The following is a 16,227-nucleotide window of genomic DNA, read 5'->3' on the forward strand; positions in this document are numbered from 1 at the left end:
ATATGAAAAAATGTGAAAAATTTTTAGGAGGGGGAAACGACGATGAGTGGAAATTTTGTTGTATCAAAAGAAGATTGGTCCCTCCACCGGAAAGGACATGATGACCAACAACGGCATCAAGAAAAAGTAAAAGAAGCGATCAAAAATAACTTAGCGGATTTAATTACAGAAGAAAGCATCATTATGTCAAACGGTCGTGATGTCATCAAAATTCCGATTCGCTCTTTGGATGAATATAAAATTCGTTATAACTATGATAAAAATAAACATATCGGTCAAGGAAACGGAGATAGTCAAGTTGGCGATATCGTTGCACAGGATGGTTCCGGAGAGGGGCAACAAGGCCAAGGAAAAGGGCAGGGAGCTGGTGACCAAGCGGGACACGATTATTACGAAGCGGAAGTATCGCTAATGGAACTGGAAGAAGCATTGTTTAGCCAGTTAGCATTGCCGAACTTAAAGAGAAAAGAAGCCGATCAAAACGTTGTTCAGCATATTGAATTTAACGATATTCGCCGTACAGGATTAATGGGGAATATTGATAAAAAGCGAACAATGATGGCTGCGTTTAAACGGAATGCGATGAGCGGCAATCCAAGCTTTTATCCAATTTATCCGGAAGATTTAAAATTCAAAACGTGGAACGAGGTCGTGAAACCGGAATCGAAAGCGGTTGTGCTTGCAATGATGGATACGAGTGGCTCGATGGGATTATGGGAAAAATATATGGCAAGAAGCTTTTTCTTTTGGATGACTCGCTTTTTACGCACAAAATACGAGACGGTCGAAATTGCGTTTATCGCTCACCATACGGAAGCGAAAGTAGTCACCGAAGAGGAATTTTTCACAAAAGGAGAAAGCGGTGGTACAATCTGTTCTTCCGCTTATCGAAAAGCACTTGAGTTAATTGAAACGCAATATTCTCCATCTCGCTACAATATCTATCCGTTCCATTTTTCTGACGGCGATAACTTAACATCCGACAATGCCCGCTGCGTCAAACTCGTCAACGAGCTCATGAAAGTATCGAACATGTTTGGTTATGGTGAAGTTAATCAGTACAACTATATATCCTATACACTAATTAGAGAGGCTTCTGCTGAAAGCAGAAGCCTTTTTTCTTAACAAATAAGTGATGAAAGTGTATAATTGAATTCAAAAAATGAAATAAATGATTGTAAATAGTATATATTATATTATTAACAAACAATATATAATAAAAATGAACGTAAGGGGTAATGAAGCATGAGATTAAAACCTTTTGTTCCTTTAATGTTACCATTAAAGGTAGAAATTGTAAATCAGATTCAATTTATTCGTGAGTTAGTGGAAGCAAATAAGAGCATCGTGGAATACCAAACAATGTTAAAAAACTCTAAACTACATCCACAGTTCTTGCTAAGACCAGTAATGCTTAAGGAAGCAGTTCAATCTACAAAAATTGAAGGTACGCAAGTTACGTTAGACGAAGTAATGGAGGTAGAGGCTCAAACCAAGAAAGCAAATAAGGATACTCAAGAGGCACTGAATTACTATAAAGCATTAATTGATGGCATGGATGCTTTAAAAAGTATTCCTATTTCTACGCGTCTTTTTAAATTAATGCATAAAATATTGTTATCGAACAATGTAAGGGGCTCCAATCGTTCGCCAGGGGAGTTTAGAAGAATCCAAAACTTTCTTGGGCCTGAAGGATGCACTATCGAGACAGCTACCTATATTCCTCCAGAACCGCAACTTGTTAATGATTATATGTCTAATTTAGAAAAGTATATAAACGATCCTCAAGATGATTACGATGAATTGATAAGGGTTGCGATTATTCATGCGCAATTTGAAACTATTCACCCATTTCTCGATGGAAACGGCAGAATAGGTAGGATCTTAATACCTCTTTATTTATACAATAAAGGTGTAATTGACTATCCAAATTTCTTTATTAGTGATGTTTTAGAAAGAGATAAGCATAAATACTATCGGTATTTAAATGACACTCGCTATAAAGGCGATTGGACACAATGGATTAAATTCTTCTTAGAATGCATTAGTATTCAGGCTAAGAAAAATGTTCGCTTAATTGAAGAGGTGAATAAACTATACGAGGAAGATTTGGCAAGGGCAAGCTCCATTATTAATAGCAGTAATATTCGTACTGTAATCGATGTAATGTTCCAAAGACCAATATTTACGTCAAAAACTTTGTCTAATCTAACTGGTTTATCAGAGGTAACTATTAGGAGATATCTAAGCAAATTGGAAGATCAAAGAATTATTTTCTCAGACGGAAGAGTTCGTTCTAAAACATATTACTACTATAACCTTCTTGATAAACTTCGATAAGAAAAAAGAACCGTTGAGAAACTTGAACTCTCAACGGTTTCATTTATATCCTAGGGTAAAGTTGAATAACAAATTGGTCTTTCTTAGTCCATTCCGGTTTACGCAAGTAAGTCGCTTTCTCAAGCGCTGATTTGAGGAGGCGGTTTTTCTTTTCAACATCATCCGTACTATGATATGCTTCTAACACTTTTTTGACGGTTGGAACATACTCGTTGATGTTCTTTTCTTTGAGCTGTTCTTTTTCTATCTCTTGTTTGAGCTGTTCGATCTCTTCTTGTGTCTGTTTGATACGCTCCACAATGTTTTGCTGCCGTTCTAGGAACACTTCGATTGTGTAAATTCCTCGTTCTAAAAAGTCATGGAGATTACTTTTTTGAATATTCAGTTCTTTCAATTCTTTTTCTTTTTTCTCAAGTGCTTTTTGTTTAAGAGGAATGACAGATTGGTTTTCTCTTTTATCTATCATTTGTTCTTGTATTTCAAACTGATCGATAAATTCAGCCAGTGACTGCAGTATCCTTTCTTCAACTAGCGGAAGTAGAGATCCTTTCTGAACACCCTTGCATCGTGGGTTAGCGCAACGAATGAGATCGTTAGGCCTGTCCGGACGAGGTTGATACCACATTGTATAGCCACAAACTGCACATTTTAACAAGCCAGCAAGCGGATTTGAAAGTGATTTGTTATTGACTGTAGAAGGTCGCCAACGACCTGTATGAGCTTTATTTGCGGCTTTCCATAGCTCTTTTGATACGAGAGGTTCATGAGCATTTTCTTTTACGTGCCAGCGCTCTGGAGGCATTTTTTTGCGTTTATATTTTCCATTTTGTTTTACATATTTTACTTTGCCCCAAATGATATGCCCCATGTAGACCTCATTTTTTATAATGGCCGTAATGCTTGAAGGAGACCAATGATCACGTTTTTTGTTCGGCGGTTTCACACCAAGTCTGTCCAATTCCGCAGCAATCGCCTGACGGCCATATCCATCGCGCATCATCTCAAAGATTTTCACCACTACCCATGCGGTTTCTGGGTCAGGATACAGCTTGAGGTTTTCATCGCGAAGATATCCGTATGGTGGCTTCTTTGAAATGGATTTTCCCTCAGCAGCGGAAGCACGACGACCGCGCTGCAAGCGTTTGGTGATGGTTTTCAACTCTTCACGAGCAACCAGAGATTTGATTCCAAAGACAAGCTCCCATGTTTCGCTTTCTGGATCATAAACTTCTGTAGGGGTGATGATTTTTGTGCCGGAGTAACGAAAAGCCCTGTCTAGGATACCTTGGTCTAACATATCCCCGCGTCCAAGACGATCAATATCCATCACAAGAACAGCATCAGCAATTCCTGTCTCCACTTCACGAAGCAACTTTTGAATCTCGGGGCGCTCGGCAATTGATTCTCCAGAAACCACTTCCTCGAAGATGTCGATGATGTTGTGATTTTCTTTTCTTACAACAGCTAGCAACGTATCGCGATGACGTTGAAGAGTATCATACGATGCACCGATTTCAGCAGCCTTTTTCTCTTCCTCGATGTCTTTGCGGCTTTTTCGAAGATATATGAAAACATCTAAATTAGTCGGCCTGTACATAAAAATCACCTCTACACAAGTATATAACTCACTATATCCATATATAACAAAAAGCCATAGCCCAATATAGGCTATGGCTTGACTAATAGGCGGTTTCTAATCTGTGTTAAGCGTTCTTCGCACAACTCCGGCGTTACTTTCAACATATTAGCTATCTGTTCGATTTCTTTGTTATTATTACTCCTTAACGGAAAATAAAGACACCTAAAACTAAATATTAGTCTTCGGTGTCTTCTCATATGGTGATTTATTCTTTTCTTTTGCCTTATGAACAACCCACTCAAAGTGTTTAATTATCTCCTCAATTTCTTCCTTCCGATAGGCTTTTCTATTTCTCAATATCAAAAAAGCCCATTTGTTCGATGCTGTATTCCTTGATAAGCTGATTGATTTTTGCTAGTGCGTCTTCTTCTGCGGTTTTGGTTTCTGTTGCGTATCCATGTGGAGAGTCGGTGCGACCGAGAAGATAGTCTGCGCTAACCTCGAATAAATCAGCCAACTTACTTACTGTATCTAGTTGTCGTTGTTTAGTGACACGTTTATACGCTGTATATGTTGATCTCGCCACTCCAACAAGGTCGGTCACATATTCTTGAGTCCACTTTGAATTTTCTTTTCTCGTAAATGTTTTAATCTTTCCCCGAAGATTTGCATACTATCACCGCAATTTACCTAATTATATTTTAATTATTATAAAGTTGCTGTCAGAAACTTTTAAAGAAGAAATAAAAATGTTCCTAAAAGGATACAAAACATGTCCTCTTGTTACTTTAAGGGACATACAATGCAGCTAAAAGGCACTAAAGGTGATGATCTTAGCTGAGAACAAGGCTTAAGGAATTACGTGAAAGAAAAGAGATGACCTAAAGTCAAGTCGTTGAAAGTTATAAAATTTCAAGCAGTTACTACACTTACATTGAAAACGGATATTAAGGTTGCTAAGAAAATTGCCTCAGTTCATGGCCTTAGCTGGACAAATTTTTTTAAAGATAAATGTTCCTTTAAGGAACGTAACAAAACACAATGATCGGCACGTGAGATGAAATCAGAATGTCAGCAATTGATTCCCATGCTCCGCATAAACATGAACAAAGGGGGAATGCGGGCATGAAGGAATTCAAATACGGCAACACTATTGTTATTATTCACTCCCCGTTGGTACTGATGAGTGCTGAGGAGCGGAAAGAATGGTTCGAAAAAGAATGGGAGAAGGGGAACCCTGTCTTAAAGCAGATCGCCAAAGCAGTTCTTGATTGTTGTCGCCCCAAAGACTCAGAATAAATTCCTTTAATAATAACATAGCATTTATTTTTTTGGTAGAAGGGAGAGATAAAAAAGTGAGGTGTGGTAGAGCCGCAGATAAAGTAAAGGAAGCAAGAAAAGAGGCAAATATGACCCAACAGCAACTATCTTTTGAAATATTTGAATCCCGTAAATCCATCTCACACCAAGAAAGTGAACGATATCGAGTGCAACTGGATATCTCAAAATACTTTGCAGAAAAACATAATAATCCGTGGGGTGCACTCGAGGCAGCAGCCGAATATACCGGATGAGGACCTGTGAAGTTAGATGGAGAAGTCGGCGATCTCCACCGGATAAGTGTTTTTGCGATGAAAATGAAAGAAGAACTCACTGAAACGATTGAAAACGTGTGTATCGCGAATCACCCGCGGTCCATCAAAGTGTTTGACAGAAAATGGCTTGAAGAAGCGATTTTGCAGGCGATTGATGTGCTTGTTGCCCTTACTCAATACGTAGCAGGCATTTGCATCGATTACTGATTTTCGTGGTTTAAAATGTGACAACAGCACCGTACGAAGCTCAAAGCCAAAGGATTTATTAAACGTTGATATAAAAAGGAGGAATTTAAGTGGATCATGCAATCGAAGCTTTAAAAGGTTTTTTGTATGCAGAATTAGATGAACTGCGTGATGAATGGAAAGATGGAAAAGGCGCATATAAAAAGCTTTCGGATTGCCCGTCATACAAAACATGTAAAGCGTATGTGGATGCGATCAACACTCTTGTGAAAGCGTACTATCACTTTGAATGCGTTGCCCGATATAAATGTCCGCCTGTTAAAGAATTAGTGAGTTTTTAAATAATTGCGAGGAGGAAAACAATGAACATGTGTTTTTCTGCAAGTCGATTAATGAAAGCATCAGAGGTTCGTCAAATTTGTGAAAAAATGCGAAACCAGCTTACTTTGTTAATGACGTTAGAATTAGCAGCAAAAGAAGAACTTTACAAGCGATTTGGTCAAAAAGAAAAAGCAGCAAGCTAAACGCTCACTGCCCCTTAAGAAAGAACTATATCCCAAGCCGATTGTACCATCTTTTACTGCTATTGGGCAAGCACACAGGCCTAGTGCCTGTCGTCATGATCGGGAATGAATTTGACTCTTCCCCCTTAGCCTATCAAATCATTCCTGGTCATGCCGATGTGCACTAGTACATCAGTTTCCGGTAAAGCGCTCGTTCTTGTCATTGATGGTGTACAAGGGAAGGCAAAAGTAGCGGAAGCTGTGGAGCATGGTTTTACGATCGTTGAAACAGCAAAAGGGAAAACAGCATGCATCAAATATGAGGAAAGCGAGTTGTTTTAGGATGCGCACCGTCCAGCCCATTAGGGACGTAGAGAAAATTGCTGCGATGAAAGCACAATTGCTGAAAACAGGTCGCCGCAATTGGTTTTTGTTCGTCTTGGGAATTAACACGGGATTGAGAATCAGCGATATCCTAAAGCTCAAAGTCAAAGATGTCAAAGGAAAAAGCCGCCTCATGATTTACGAACAAAAAACAGGGAAATATAAGCAATTCAAAATAAATCGGGAGCTGCAGCAACACAGAGCAGCAAATAAAATTGGCATCTCAGAGATCGGTACCCACACTCTTCGAAAAACGTTTGGGTACCATTTTTATCAACGCACGAAGGATGTGGCGTTGCTGCAGGAGATTTTGAATCATTCATCTCCCTCGATTACGCTACGTTACATCGGTATTAACCAAGACATCATTGATAATGCTGTTGATGATTTTAGTTTATAAGGAAATAAAAGAGTAATTTAGTTAATGAAAAAGGAAGAAATTTTATATTTCTTCCTTACTCCTATTCTCCAAATTTCTAGCAATCTCTTTTAGAATTTGATTTTTCTCTTTTAATGTTTTTATTAAACTTACCGCGAACCACACACCAAATATCATCAGACCAAGATAAATAATAATCGGAATAAAAGTAAGTAACGGAAACAAGCTTACAGAAGAATTCATGTTCGACCTCCAATGTGTTTTTGGATAATTATACCACATAGTTATTAAACAGTTTTAGCAATTTTGCTTCCTTAAATATTATTTTTAGATTTCTGAGAAGGGAGCGAAATAAGTCAAATCATTTTAAAGTGCTTGAAAGCCTCTTTGAGATCATCTTGTTTATCCGGAGGACATGGATTTGTTCTTGAATTTGGAGAAAATCGATTAGGTAAAATCTTAGGATTAAGTCTACAAATTTCTTTCATATGTGCAATTCAACAAGTTTTAAGGGTATAACCATGTTTTTGCTTTATATATTCTTGGATTTCTTTGTTATTACCATATTTCTGTTTATTAGGTAATTTTCGGTTTACAAAAATCATAAAGCGTATCTGTCACACCTCGAAGTTTGTCGAAGATGAAACAAGAAAAGGAGAGCACGTCACAGTAAGAAGTGAACGGCTCTCCTTTCTAATTGTATATAATTAGAACTGGGAAAATACTTGCTCGACACTGCTATTATGTTGCTCTTTCACAGAAGGAACAGGTAGAAATGTTGAGGAAGGTGTAAGGTTAAAACCTTGATTCGTTTTTATTTATAGACAATGTGTTGATTTTGATTGAGCCTTTAACGCAGCTTTTTTCATTTTCTATTCGAAAGTTTTTCTCTAGATAATGCCAATTTTAATTCGAAAAAAGAAACAAAATGACAGGTGAGTTCCAAAAAAGTACTTCTATAAAGAAGTGCGTAATACATAAAATTTATTTAAATATGGAATTAATTGTTTTAAACAGGACTTGACTATGAAATCCTTAGCTCCTATTTGAAGAGAATCAATAATTAAGCTTTTTTGCCTCATTGCTGAACAAATTATTCCTTTTGATTTTTGATCAAATGTTAAAATATCTTTTAAAGCATCTAATCCATTCATAATAGGCATAGTTAAGTCAAGTATAGCAATGTTCTTTGTAAAGAGACACAGCATTACTACCATCAGAAGTCTCAGAGACAACTTGGTAACTATTATCGGTTAGGAGATTCTTTAATAAATTTCTCATAAACATTGAATCGTCAGCAATTAATGCAGTTTTAAACAATTTAAATCACCTTTTGCTAAATAACAATAGCTAAAAATTCATAAATAATTGAGATAACGAGAAAAAAGAGCATTCCTTCTGAATGGGTTTTTGGATCATTCGAACAATATTTAATTAGTTCCGAAATCGTTTCAGGCTTAGGAAAATCTTTAATCTTGTAAAAACCTTAGAACAATTGCTAATAACAAGGTGATTAAAAAAGTTAAAAAAGGCTTCAATTCAATAAAATAATCAAGTGCATTACTCATTGAGGACATCTCCTTTGTGATATATTAAACATTTTTATGTATATATCGACATTATTTTGTATCGACATTATTTTTTATAATTTGAGTTTTTTCGGAAAATATCCAAAAAATATTTACAAGAATTTTGCCGATTAGTGTGAGTGAAAGTCGAAAAATGTAAATACAGAGGGGAGGATTCTTATGAATCAGCTACAACAAGTTTTTACTATTGCATATATGATAAATTTTTACATCAGCGGTCTTCTTAGTTTATATGGTAATAAAACTGAATGTATCCAAGATCAAGAGCGTGAGGACACTGATTGTACAGAGGTAGCATGGCCATCTCTGTATGATTGGTGTCCTCTTTTGTTTTTACTAAAACGAGATAGAGGAATGTGCATGAGGACCATCCAGCAGCAACTTCAAAAATAGATGCAAGAAAACAAGATAATGCACTGGACAGATAAGCATAAAAAAGAGCAGAAGCAAAAACGCCCGGAAGAACGGTTTACAGAATGCGAATTAAAAGAGTTGATGGGTGTGAATCGGCTGATTTATCGTCGCTCCCAAAGCGGCGTTTTCCGTCAAAGATAATGATTCATTTCGGAGGTTGAGAAAATGGAAAAACAATTAGAATTTATCTTACCGGAAATTGACTGTGAAGTTACAAAAAAAGCAGTTGAAGCGGCATTAGAAAAGTATCGTATTTTTTTACTTACGTTGCGATTGGATCAGCTGCCAAGAGTTACCCAGCAGTATTCGCTCGTTTCTCCTTCCAATACAAACAAATTCCATTCCTCAACTGAAGAAATGGCTATAAGAAACGCCGATTATGAGCGGGAACGCAGCGAATATGCGGGTAGCGATGGCAGTGAATTGTTGAGGTTATTGGGAACGTACGATTCTTATCCGATGCTATATGACGGAAGACGATGTATATGATGACGAAGTTTACAATGAGATGGGAATGAGTGAAAGCAAGGACTATCGATTGAGAGCAAGTGCTTTGTATAAGCTGGCTTTCATATTGCGGATCGAAGTTTATAAAGAAGAAAAGGCACCTGTGTAGGTGTCTTTTTTGTTAAATATTAGTATTGATTAAAAGAAAAAAGGATCAGTTTTTGGTCCTTTTATATGTCTACTTCAACAAACGCTAGTTCAAATTTTTTAGTTCTTTTTTGTCAGGCAGTTTCTTATAAATATCAAATAAATCTATTATAGTTTTTTAATAAATTCATCTCCACCAGTTCCATTTATTGCAGTATCAAGCTTCGCATAAATAATCATTAACAGACTTTTCGCTTCCGACTCATCTAATTGAGTAATCTTCTCTTTTATTTTTTTCAAGTTCTAACAACAAAAGCTCCTCCCATTAACAAGTATAAGCTCTATCGCGATCCTGTCCCGTTAGCCACCATGCCACATTTCATGGCACCGCAGATGATGAAAGTTAAGATGAAATTGTTCTTCCATAGGGATGAAACAAGACTTCATTCGATGTCAATGAAATTTTGGGCAAAGAATTGTTCAACACTGATTACTTTTGCGTATATTCCATTCAAAGAAGCTAAAATTGCGTTATGCACATATTCAGCAGGAATAGTCTTTTCATTAAATCGAAGACTTTTGGTTGCACAGGCATCATGTATAACAATACATTCAAAGCCAAAATCAAAAGCAGCTCTTACAGTTGCGTCTATACACATATGAGTCATCATTCCACATATAACCAGACGATTTATTCCTTTATTCCTAAGTTGTTCTAACAGTTTTGTATCTCTAAAACTGTTCGGGTAATTCTTTTGAATGACTACTTCATTAGGAAATGGTTCTACATTTTTATGTATTTGAACACCTTCAGTATTAGGTAGAAAGAAGGTAGCATCACTTCTTGTTGATATATGTTGAATATGGAATATGGGCAGAGATTTCTCACGAAAAAAAGAAAGTAATTGTCTAGCCCTTTGACTTGCCTCAACAGAACCTTCAAGCTCCATTTTTCCATTAGGAAAATAGTCATTCTGAATATCAATGATTATTAAAGCAGTATTCATAAGACTCCCTCTCCAATCTCCATCAAGAAATTTGAACCTATTTTTTATAATATTACCATAAACCATTGAAAATGAGTTTATTTGCATTATCCTGTCCTTTAGTCACCTATACCGCATTCCGCAGTACCACAGATGACGAAGTTAATTCGTTCTTCCATGGGAGTTGAACAAGAAAATCAACAACAAGCGATAACAGAGTCTTGGTTTTAAGATGACAGAAAACTGAAAGAAAAATGACAGAAAGACGACAGAATATTTCTGTTTAGGCGTATTATGATAGTATCGTGGATATTTTATTCGAGCGGGGCGTCACTCCGATCGGGGGGCGTTTTTTTATTTTAAGCTTTGTTAAATGTGAATACTGATTTTATCACTTTTTTCTTCTTCAACTGGCAGATTAGTTCAATAGAAATAATTTACAAATATTATCAACTCTAGGTAAATTAAAAATAACAAATAGTTAAAGGAGAGAACAGTGTGATGATTGAACTAAAATATTTTGAGCGTTCAGATTTTAAGCAACTGATTAATTGGATTGATTCACCAAAATTTTTACTTCAATGGAGAGGGCCTCAATTTGATTACCCGCTGAACGAAAGTCAGCTAGAAAAGTACATTGAGAATGCGAATAATGATACCTCTGATACTTTGATATATAAAGTAATACATAAAGAAACAGGAAATGTTATTGGTCATATTTCTTTAGGTAAAATTGATAGAAAAAATAAATCAGCAAGAATAGGTAAGGTTTTAGTTGGAGACAAAAATATAAGAGGTCAGGGTATAGGTCAATTGATGGTAAAAGAAATACTGAGAATAGCATTTGAAGAACTAAAATTACATAGGGTTAGTCTTGGGGTATTTGACTTCAATAAATCTGCGATTGCGTGTTATGAAAAGGTTGGTTTTAAAAAAGAGGGATTACTCAGAGATTGCAGAAGGATAGGAAATGAATATTGGAGCTTATGGGAGATGAGTATTTTAGAAAATGAATGGTTTGATAAAAAAATCAACTCTTGATACACATATCTTTAAGTGAGCTAACGAGTATGATAGTTGAATAAGACATATAAAATACACGGGAACGTCTGTCTAAATGACAGGCGTTTGTATTTTGCTCTGTTAAATTTCACGTTGATTTTTAGACCACAGAACAAAGCAAAGACCGAAATGAATCGGTCTTTTTTGTGAGTCTTATCAACTATCGCAACCAGTTAGTTACCCTCAATTAATTTTTTATTGATTACATTTTAGGAGCTTCCATACCTATCTGAGCCCATTCCTCTTTGGATGGGCCATAAAGACCAGGAACAATTAAACCTGCTTGGCGCATAAGAACAGTCATTTGCCCTCGATGATGAATTTGATGTTGAATCAGGAATAAAAGAATAAGACCATTTGACATTTTCTTCCAAAAAAGTCTTGTTCTTCTTTAAGACTATCGTCGGTCCATTGAGTTTTCACTGCCTCAACAAAAGCATTACTTGCTTGTTGATAACTGTCAGATATGAACTTTGACGAAGAAGGAACAGGATAATCTTCAGCAGGGGCGTTAAAAGACAGACCTGTTCGAGACGCTATAATGTTAATTGCTGTTACTGTATGCCAAGCAATTCGTCCTAATGTCCAATTTTGAGGCGTTACTTCTTGTGATAGTGATTCATCTGTAAGCTGATTAAGTATTTTTTGAGTGGCGTCTGCTTCAAATTCCCATAATTTAAAGAAATCATCTAAGGTTTGAAACATATTCATCCTCCTAACTTTATCAATATTTATAAGAGTTTCCTGCACACATAACCAATATATTCCTTTTTAGAGTCATTCATTCAGATAAAAAGGCATACTCTTTTCGTATCGTCATATTATTGAGTAATTATTTTAATACTAGCTCCTTATTGGACTACTCCCGAAATAGTGAAAATGATGCGCTGGAGGAAATTTAAATAGAAACGTCTGTCCATGTGACAGGCGTTTTTATGTTGCTCTGGAGTGATGAACGTGAAAAAGCAGAAGAAAAAACGAAAAGAGAAATTGAGACGTCGGGAACTGCTTGACTTGGATGGGAGTGAATCGTCCGACGCACAAAAGAGTGCATGGGGCGATTAGGAGTAAATGACATTTAAAACTTCCTTGATTTATCAAGCTTTAAAACTTTGGTGCGCCATTACATATCACAAGTCGCATGTGCTGGAACAACTACATACAAATTCGAGATGAAATCATACAGCAAGCATTAGACGACTTACTATTAGGAGGTATGTAAGATGGCTGTTTATCTCGCTCAACGAACCCTAGATGGTGCATACACGTATGAATACGTCATTTCCAAGCGTCCAGATCTCAAAACAGAGATAGATTCTTAAAGACCAAGAGAATTTAATAACGCAGTAGGAAGATATCGTGAAGTAATACTTGTTCAATTATGGGGGGGAGATTAGTCGAAGAAGGAATTTCATTAGGAATGCGAAATTTACATGGTAATACAGTTAAAAAAGGGTTGTGTTATATATGAATATCTCTTTAATTGTTGCAATGGATAAAAATAGAGTAATTGACAAGGACAATGACATTCCGTGGCGATTACCAAAAGATTGGCAGTATGTTAAGAAAACTACAATGGGACATCCGATCATAGTAGGTAGAAAGAACTTTGAATCAATTGGAAGGGTGCTACCCGGACGAAAAAATATTGTTTTAACGAGAGATACGGATTTTACCTTTGAAGGTTGTGAAATTGCTCATTCAATCGAAGATGTTTTTGAGTTATGTAAAAATGAAAAAGAGATTTTCATTTTTGGAGGAGAACAAATATATAAATTGTTCCTTCTATACGTTAACAAAATGTATATTACAAGAATTCATCACGAATTCGAAGGAGATGCCTTTTTTCCAGAAGCTAATTTTGATGAATGGAAGGAAGTATCTGTTGAGAAAGGGATAACCAATGACAAAAATCCTTATATTTACTATTTCCATGTTTATGAAAGAAAAGCCTGAATATCAATAAAACTAACTGGGGCGTTAATCGAAGGACAAAGGTCAACATTTGTAAAGATGTTGACTTTTTGATTTCACAGTAGGAACAAAATGTTCAATAATAAAACACAGTTTTTATTAAACTAACCGAGTAGGTTACTCAAAGATGCACATGATCATGTACGCACCCTACATAATTGTGCACAAAATGTCGGGTGGACACATTCAGCTCCTGTTATTCTTTTAATTAAGGGAGGTCATATAATGGATTTGCTTAAGAACATGAACAGAGCAATACAATATATTGAAGAAAACCTTACTCATGATATTGATTTTAAAGAGGTGGCAAGGATCGCTTGCTGCTCCGAATATCATTTTAAAAGGATGTTTTCTTTTCTTGCAGGTATTACACTATCAGAATATATCCGCCGCAGACGCCTTACTCTTGCAGCATTTGAGCTTAAAGATAGCAACATAAAGGTCATTGACATTGCGATGAAATACGGGTACAACTCACCAGATTCTTTTGCAAGAGCTTTTCAAAACTTGCATGGTATAACACCGTCAGAAGCCAGAAATAATGGCCATTCACTTAAAGCCTATCCACGAATGACCTTCCAGTTATCAATTAAAGGAGGAAATGAAATGAACTATCGAATTGTAGAAAAAGAGGCATTTCGCATTGTTGGTATTAAGAAAAGAGTTCCTATCATTTTCAAAGGAGTTAATCCGGAAATTGACTCTATGTGGAAAAGCTTAGATGATGAAAAGATCAATAAACTTAAAAAACTTTCTAATGTCGAGCCTTTAGGACTGATTCAAGCATCCACGAACTTTTCTGAAGGCAGAATGGAGGAAAAAGGGGAGCTTGATCACTATATTGGCGTGGCAACTACTAAGGAGTGCCCAGATGAACTAACACACCTTGAAGTTCCTGCCTCAACATGGGCTGTATTCGAAGCAATCGGACCATTTCCTGATACACTGCAGGATGTATGGGGACGTATTTATTCTGAATGGTTTCCAACCTCAAACTATGAACAAATAGAAGGTCCAGAAATCTTATCGATAGGAAGCAAAGATTTAACTTCACCAACTGTAAAATGTGAAATTTGGATTCCAGTTCTGAAAAAGTAAAAAAGGCATTAGATATATCTGTTAGGCTGTTTTGTAAGACATTCCTAATAATAGTGTACTTGTTAATTATTAAGTGATTAAGTGCTATAGTTTAATAAAACATATGAAGTCAGCAGTAAACAGCTGGCTTTTTTGTTGCAGTTGGACGATAATGCAACACATCAACGATTTAATAACGGTGTTTTTTTATTAGGTGGTGAAAAAATGAAACCAATTCGCCGACACTTGGTCTTCTTGCTGACATCGACAGCTACGAATCACTTCTTTTTACTCGATGATGGCACGAAGTAGGAGAATTTGAACTGCGCATCAATCGGCATACGGAATTGTTGCAACGCGGTAACCTCATTTTGCTTGGTGCAAGCAGGAACAAGGTTGGTATCATTCGTCATCGTGAAATTGAGCTTGATGAAAACAGTAAGAAAACAGAAAACTGGCTCGTGAAAGGCATTGCGCTGAAAGGAGTCGTGGCGCAACGGATTCAAGAAAAGTCCAGAATTCTTGCTTCTCTTGTGATTGCACAAGCGTGCCTTGAATCGAACTTTGGACAAAGAGGACTAGCTCAAAATGGGAAAAATCTCTTTGGTGTGAAGGGTGCATATAACGGTCAATCGATAACAAAATGTCAACGACCGAATATAAAGATGGAAAGCCGATCAAAGTGAACGCGGCATTCAGAAAATATCCAAGCTGGTATGAATCTCTCTGCGACCTCGCTGGACTTTACAAAAACGGAGTCTCTTGGGATCGGAATAAATACAAGGCAGTGATTGGAGAAACAAACTACGTTCTTGCTATTCAGGAGTGTGGATATTGTACTGATCCGAATTATGCTACAAAGCTAATTAATATCACCGAAAAGTACGGGCTGCATAAATACGATAAAGTCGGAAATAAGAAGCCAGTGAAAGTGCAAGCTGTGTCCAAAAAAGAAGAACCTCAAATTTACATCGTGAAAAAAGGCGACACACTCACCGCAATTGCGAAAAAGTATAATACAACGGTGCAAAATTTGGTGAAGCTGAACAAAATTAAAAATCCCGACTTGATTCTTGTCGGACAAAAATTGCGTTTAAAATAGCACCCCTGCCGTTTGGCAGGGATTTAGCTTGGCTCCAAAATTGACAAGCTGGGCTCGATCTAAACTAGATCTGATCTCTTTTAATGTAATATACCACTTTACATAAATTAGGGACTATTAGAAATGCAATGAAATAGTATCTATATCTATTAGATAAATGTGGAACTTTCTTATCAGTTGATGAATTTATCCAAGCTAACTCTTTTTAAGAACATACATTAAAAGTAGGGATCGCAATTAGCTATCCCCCCAATACTCAATAGAATATTATAAGGAGGGGAAACATTATGTGTTGGGGATATGGAGGATATGGCGGTGCAGGATATGGATATGGTGGCTACGGCGGCTACGGTGGCTTCAATTTTGCGTTGATTGTTGTATTGTTCATTTTATTAATTATTGTAGGAACTTCTATTTGGAGCTGGAGCTAACTAATAAGCCTAACGTTCTTATAAAAAACAGA

21 protein-coding genes and 3 pseudogenes are annotated in these 16,227 nt (G+C 36.5%); 18 read left to right on the forward strand and 6 right to left on the reverse strand.

The window, feature by feature from the left end:
- Positions 1-42 precede the first annotated feature (42 nt).
- Both yhbH and HNR31_RS07040 read left to right on the forward strand, forming a co-directional pair.
- A pseudogene (gene yhbH, locus HNR31_RS07035) lies at positions 43-1,089 on the forward strand (sporulation protein YhbH); the annotation flags it as partial.
- 156 nt (positions 1,090-1,245) lie between these two features.
- Positions 1,246-2,340, forward strand: a complete 1,095-nt coding sequence (locus HNR31_RS07040) for a Fic family protein (protein WP_181555567.1) — start codon at positions 1,246-1,248, stop codon at positions 2,338-2,340.
- A 43-nt stretch (positions 2,341-2,383) separates the two neighbouring features.
- Here HNR31_RS07040 and HNR31_RS07045 read toward each other — a convergent pair whose 3' ends face one another.
- Both HNR31_RS07045 and HNR31_RS18610 read right to left on the reverse strand, forming a co-directional pair.
- Complete coding sequence (locus tag HNR31_RS07045) at positions 2,384-3,937, reverse strand: recombinase family protein (RefSeq protein ID WP_181555568.1); 1,554 nt, start codon at positions 3,935-3,937, stop codon at positions 2,384-2,386.
- A gap of 328 nt (positions 3,938-4,265) precedes the next feature.
- Positions 4,266-4,523: a helix-turn-helix domain-containing protein gene (locus tag HNR31_RS18610; protein ID WP_267240189.1), complete on the reverse strand. Its 258-nt coding sequence runs from the start codon at positions 4,521-4,523 to the stop codon at positions 4,266-4,268.
- A gap of 521 nt (positions 4,524-5,044) precedes the next feature.
- Here HNR31_RS18610 and HNR31_RS07055 point away from each other — a divergent pair.
- The 7 genes from HNR31_RS07055 to HNR31_RS07080 all read left to right on the forward strand — a co-directional run bounded on the left by HNR31_RS07055 (position 5,045) and on the right by HNR31_RS07080 (position 6,987).
- Positions 5,045-5,218 carry a hypothetical protein gene (locus HNR31_RS07055; RefSeq protein WP_220129442.1) on the forward strand — a complete coding sequence of 58 codons (174 nt, stop codon included), beginning with the start codon at positions 5,045-5,047 and terminating at the stop codon, positions 5,216-5,218.
- A 56-nt stretch (positions 5,219-5,274) separates the two neighbouring features.
- Positions 5,275-5,493, forward strand: coding sequence for a helix-turn-helix domain-containing protein (locus tag HNR31_RS18615; protein WP_228485590.1), 219 nt, complete (start codon positions 5,275-5,277; stop codon positions 5,491-5,493).
- Positions 5,494-5,499: 6 nt separating this feature from the next.
- On the forward strand, positions 5,500-5,721 hold the full coding sequence (locus tag HNR31_RS18620) for a hypothetical protein (RefSeq protein WP_228485591.1): 222 nt from the start codon (positions 5,500-5,502) through the stop codon (positions 5,719-5,721).
- Between the two features lie 89 nt (positions 5,722-5,810).
- On the forward strand, positions 5,811-6,041 hold the full coding sequence (locus HNR31_RS07065) for a hypothetical protein (protein WP_181555569.1): 231 nt from the start codon (positions 5,811-5,813) through the stop codon (positions 6,039-6,041).
- Between the two features lie 21 nt (positions 6,042-6,062).
- On the forward strand, positions 6,063-6,224 hold the full coding sequence (locus tag HNR31_RS07070; RefSeq protein ID WP_181555570.1) for a hypothetical protein: 162 nt from the start codon (positions 6,063-6,065) through the stop codon (positions 6,222-6,224).
- Between the two features lie 156 nt (positions 6,225-6,380).
- Positions 6,381-6,545 carry an XtrA/YqaO family protein gene (locus tag HNR31_RS07075; protein WP_228485592.1) on the forward strand — a complete coding sequence of 55 codons (165 nt, stop codon included), beginning with the start codon at positions 6,381-6,383 and terminating at the stop codon, positions 6,543-6,545.
- 1 nt (position 6,546) lies between these two features.
- Positions 6,547-6,987 (forward strand): tyrosine-type recombinase/integrase, encoded by a 441-nt coding sequence (locus HNR31_RS07080; protein WP_181555572.1) that lies wholly within the window; start codon positions 6,547-6,549, stop codon positions 6,985-6,987.
- 42 nt (positions 6,988-7,029) lie between these two features.
- Here the strand turns inward: HNR31_RS07080 and HNR31_RS07085 are convergent, their stop codons facing one another.
- Positions 7,030-7,209, reverse strand: a complete 180-nt coding sequence (locus HNR31_RS07085; protein ID WP_181555573.1) for a hypothetical protein — start codon at positions 7,207-7,209, stop codon at positions 7,030-7,032.
- Between the two features lie 713 nt (positions 7,210-7,922).
- Positions 7,923-8,183 carry a response regulator gene (locus HNR31_RS07090; RefSeq protein WP_309505636.1) on the reverse strand — a complete coding sequence of 87 codons (261 nt, stop codon included), beginning with the start codon at positions 8,181-8,183 and terminating at the stop codon, positions 7,923-7,925.
- A gap of 531 nt (positions 8,184-8,714) precedes the next feature.
- Here HNR31_RS07090 and HNR31_RS18625 point away from each other — a divergent pair.
- From HNR31_RS18625 to HNR31_RS07100, 3 genes and pseudogenes are all read left to right on the forward strand, one after another.
- Positions 8,715-8,948 (forward strand): hypothetical protein, encoded by a 234-nt coding sequence (locus HNR31_RS18625; RefSeq protein ID WP_228485593.1) that lies wholly within the window; start codon positions 8,715-8,717, stop codon positions 8,946-8,948.
- A gap of 18 nt (positions 8,949-8,966) precedes the next feature.
- The gene (locus tag HNR31_RS07095) at positions 8,967-9,110 is read left to right on the forward strand and encodes a hypothetical protein (RefSeq protein ID WP_228485594.1); all 144 of its coding nucleotides are present in this window, start codon (positions 8,967-8,969) and stop codon (positions 9,108-9,110) included.
- Between the two features lie 24 nt (positions 9,111-9,134).
- Positions 9,135-9,585 (forward strand): annotated as a pseudogene (locus HNR31_RS07100) (ArpU family phage packaging/lysis transcriptional regulator).
- Between the two features lie 421 nt (positions 9,586-10,006).
- Here HNR31_RS07100 and HNR31_RS07105 read toward each other — a convergent pair.
- Positions 10,007-10,570, reverse strand: a complete 564-nt coding sequence (locus HNR31_RS07105) for a cysteine hydrolase family protein (protein WP_181555574.1) — start codon at positions 10,568-10,570, stop codon at positions 10,007-10,009.
- A 480-nt stretch (positions 10,571-11,050) separates the two neighbouring features.
- Here HNR31_RS07105 and HNR31_RS07110 point away from each other — a divergent pair, with 480 nt between their 5' ends.
- Positions 11,051-11,590, forward strand: coding sequence for a GNAT family N-acetyltransferase (locus HNR31_RS07110; RefSeq protein ID WP_181555839.1), 540 nt, complete (start codon positions 11,051-11,053; stop codon positions 11,588-11,590).
- A gap of 223 nt (positions 11,591-11,813) precedes the next feature.
- Here HNR31_RS07110 and HNR31_RS07115 read toward each other — a convergent pair.
- A pseudogene (locus HNR31_RS07115) lies at positions 11,814-12,316 on the reverse strand (DinB family protein).
- Positions 12,317-13,078: 762 nt separating this feature from the next.
- Here HNR31_RS07115 and dfr point away from each other — a divergent pair.
- The 5 genes from dfr (at position 13,079) to yjcZ (ending at position 16,195) form a co-directional block, all read left to right on the forward strand.
- A complete protein-coding gene (gene dfr, locus HNR31_RS07120) occupies positions 13,079-13,567 on the forward strand; it encodes a DfrD/DfrG/DfrK family trimethoprim-resistant dihydrofolate reductase (protein WP_181555575.1) in 489 nt (162 codons plus the stop codon).
- A 243-nt stretch (positions 13,568-13,810) separates the two neighbouring features.
- Positions 13,811-14,683 carry an AraC family transcriptional regulator gene (locus HNR31_RS07125; protein WP_181555576.1) on the forward strand — a complete coding sequence of 291 codons (873 nt, stop codon included), beginning with the start codon at positions 13,811-13,813 and terminating at the stop codon, positions 14,681-14,683.
- A 329-nt stretch (positions 14,684-15,012) separates the two neighbouring features.
- Positions 15,013-15,348 (forward strand): glucosaminidase domain-containing protein, encoded by a 336-nt coding sequence (locus tag HNR31_RS19250; protein ID WP_374058294.1) that lies wholly within the window; start codon positions 15,013-15,015, stop codon positions 15,346-15,348.
- Complete coding sequence (locus tag HNR31_RS19255) at positions 15,306-15,764, forward strand: LysM peptidoglycan-binding domain-containing protein (RefSeq protein WP_374058295.1); 459 nt, start codon at positions 15,306-15,308, stop codon at positions 15,762-15,764. Before HNR31_RS19250 ends, HNR31_RS19255 begins: the two co-directional genes overlap by 43 nt.
- Before the next feature lie 287 nt (positions 15,765-16,051).
- Complete coding sequence (gene yjcZ, locus HNR31_RS07140) at positions 16,052-16,195, forward strand: sporulation protein YjcZ (protein WP_181555577.1); 144 nt, start codon at positions 16,052-16,054, stop codon at positions 16,193-16,195.
- The last annotated feature ends 32 nt before the right edge of the window (positions 16,196-16,227 follow it).

Source organism: Thermaerobacillus caldiproteolyticus (assembly GCF_013761245.1).
GTDB classification, from domain to species: Bacteria; Bacillota; Bacilli; order Bacillales; family Anoxybacillaceae; genus Thermaerobacillus; species Thermaerobacillus caldiproteolyticus.

What these genes read in the sequence shown, in the direction of transcription:
- HNR31_RS07055 (WP_220129442.1), top strand. Translation starts at nt 5,045, where the DNA reads ATGAAGGAATTCAAATACGGCAACACTATTGTTATTATTCACTCCCCG.
- HNR31_RS07070 (WP_181555570.1), top strand. Translation starts at nt 6,063, where the DNA reads ATGAACATGTGTTTTTCTGCAAGTCGATTAATGAAAGCATCAGAGGTT.
- HNR31_RS07040 (WP_181555567.1), top strand. Translation starts at nt 1,246, where the DNA reads ATGAGATTAAAACCTTTTGTTCCTTTAATGTTACCATTAAAGGTAGAA.
- HNR31_RS07075 (WP_228485592.1), top strand. Translation starts at nt 6,381, where the DNA reads ATGTGCACTAGTACATCAGTTTCCGGTAAAGCGCTCGTTCTTGTCATT.
- HNR31_RS07080 (WP_181555572.1), top strand. Translation starts at nt 6,547, where the DNA reads ATGCGCACCGTCCAGCCCATTAGGGACGTAGAGAAAATTGCTGCGATG.
- HNR31_RS18625 (WP_228485593.1), top strand. Translation starts at nt 8,715, where the DNA reads ATGAATCAGCTACAACAAGTTTTTACTATTGCATATATGATAAATTTT.
- HNR31_RS07125 (WP_181555576.1), top strand. Translation starts at nt 13,811, where the DNA reads ATGGATTTGCTTAAGAACATGAACAGAGCAATACAATATATTGAAGAA.
- HNR31_RS19255 (WP_374058295.1), top strand. Translation starts at nt 15,306, where the DNA reads ATGTCAACGACCGAATATAAAGATGGAAAGCCGATCAAAGTGAACGCG.
- yjcZ (WP_181555577.1), top strand. Translation starts at nt 16,052, where the DNA reads ATGTGTTGGGGATATGGAGGATATGGCGGTGCAGGATATGGATATGGT.
- HNR31_RS07095 (WP_228485594.1), top strand. Translation starts at nt 8,967, where the DNA reads ATGCACTGGACAGATAAGCATAAAAAAGAGCAGAAGCAAAAACGCCCG.
- HNR31_RS07105 (WP_181555574.1), bottom strand. Translation starts at nt 10,570, where the DNA reads ATGAATACTGCTTTAATAATCATTGATATTCAGAATGACTATTTTCCT.
- dfr (WP_181555575.1), top strand. Translation starts at nt 13,079, where the DNA reads ATGAATATCTCTTTAATTGTTGCAATGGATAAAAATAGAGTAATTGAC.
- HNR31_RS07085 (WP_181555573.1), bottom strand. Translation starts at nt 7,209, where the DNA reads ATGAATTCTTCTGTAAGCTTGTTTCCGTTACTTACTTTTATTCCGATT.
- HNR31_RS07045 (WP_181555568.1), bottom strand. Translation starts at nt 3,937, where the DNA reads ATGTACAGGCCGACTAATTTAGATGTTTTCATATATCTTCGAAAAAGC.
- HNR31_RS07090 (WP_309505636.1), bottom strand. Translation starts at nt 8,183, where the DNA reads ATGGTAGTAATGCTGTGTCTCTTTACAAAGAACATTGCTATACTTGAC.
- HNR31_RS07110 (WP_181555839.1), top strand. Translation starts at nt 11,051, where the DNA reads ATGATTGAACTAAAATATTTTGAGCGTTCAGATTTTAAGCAACTGATT.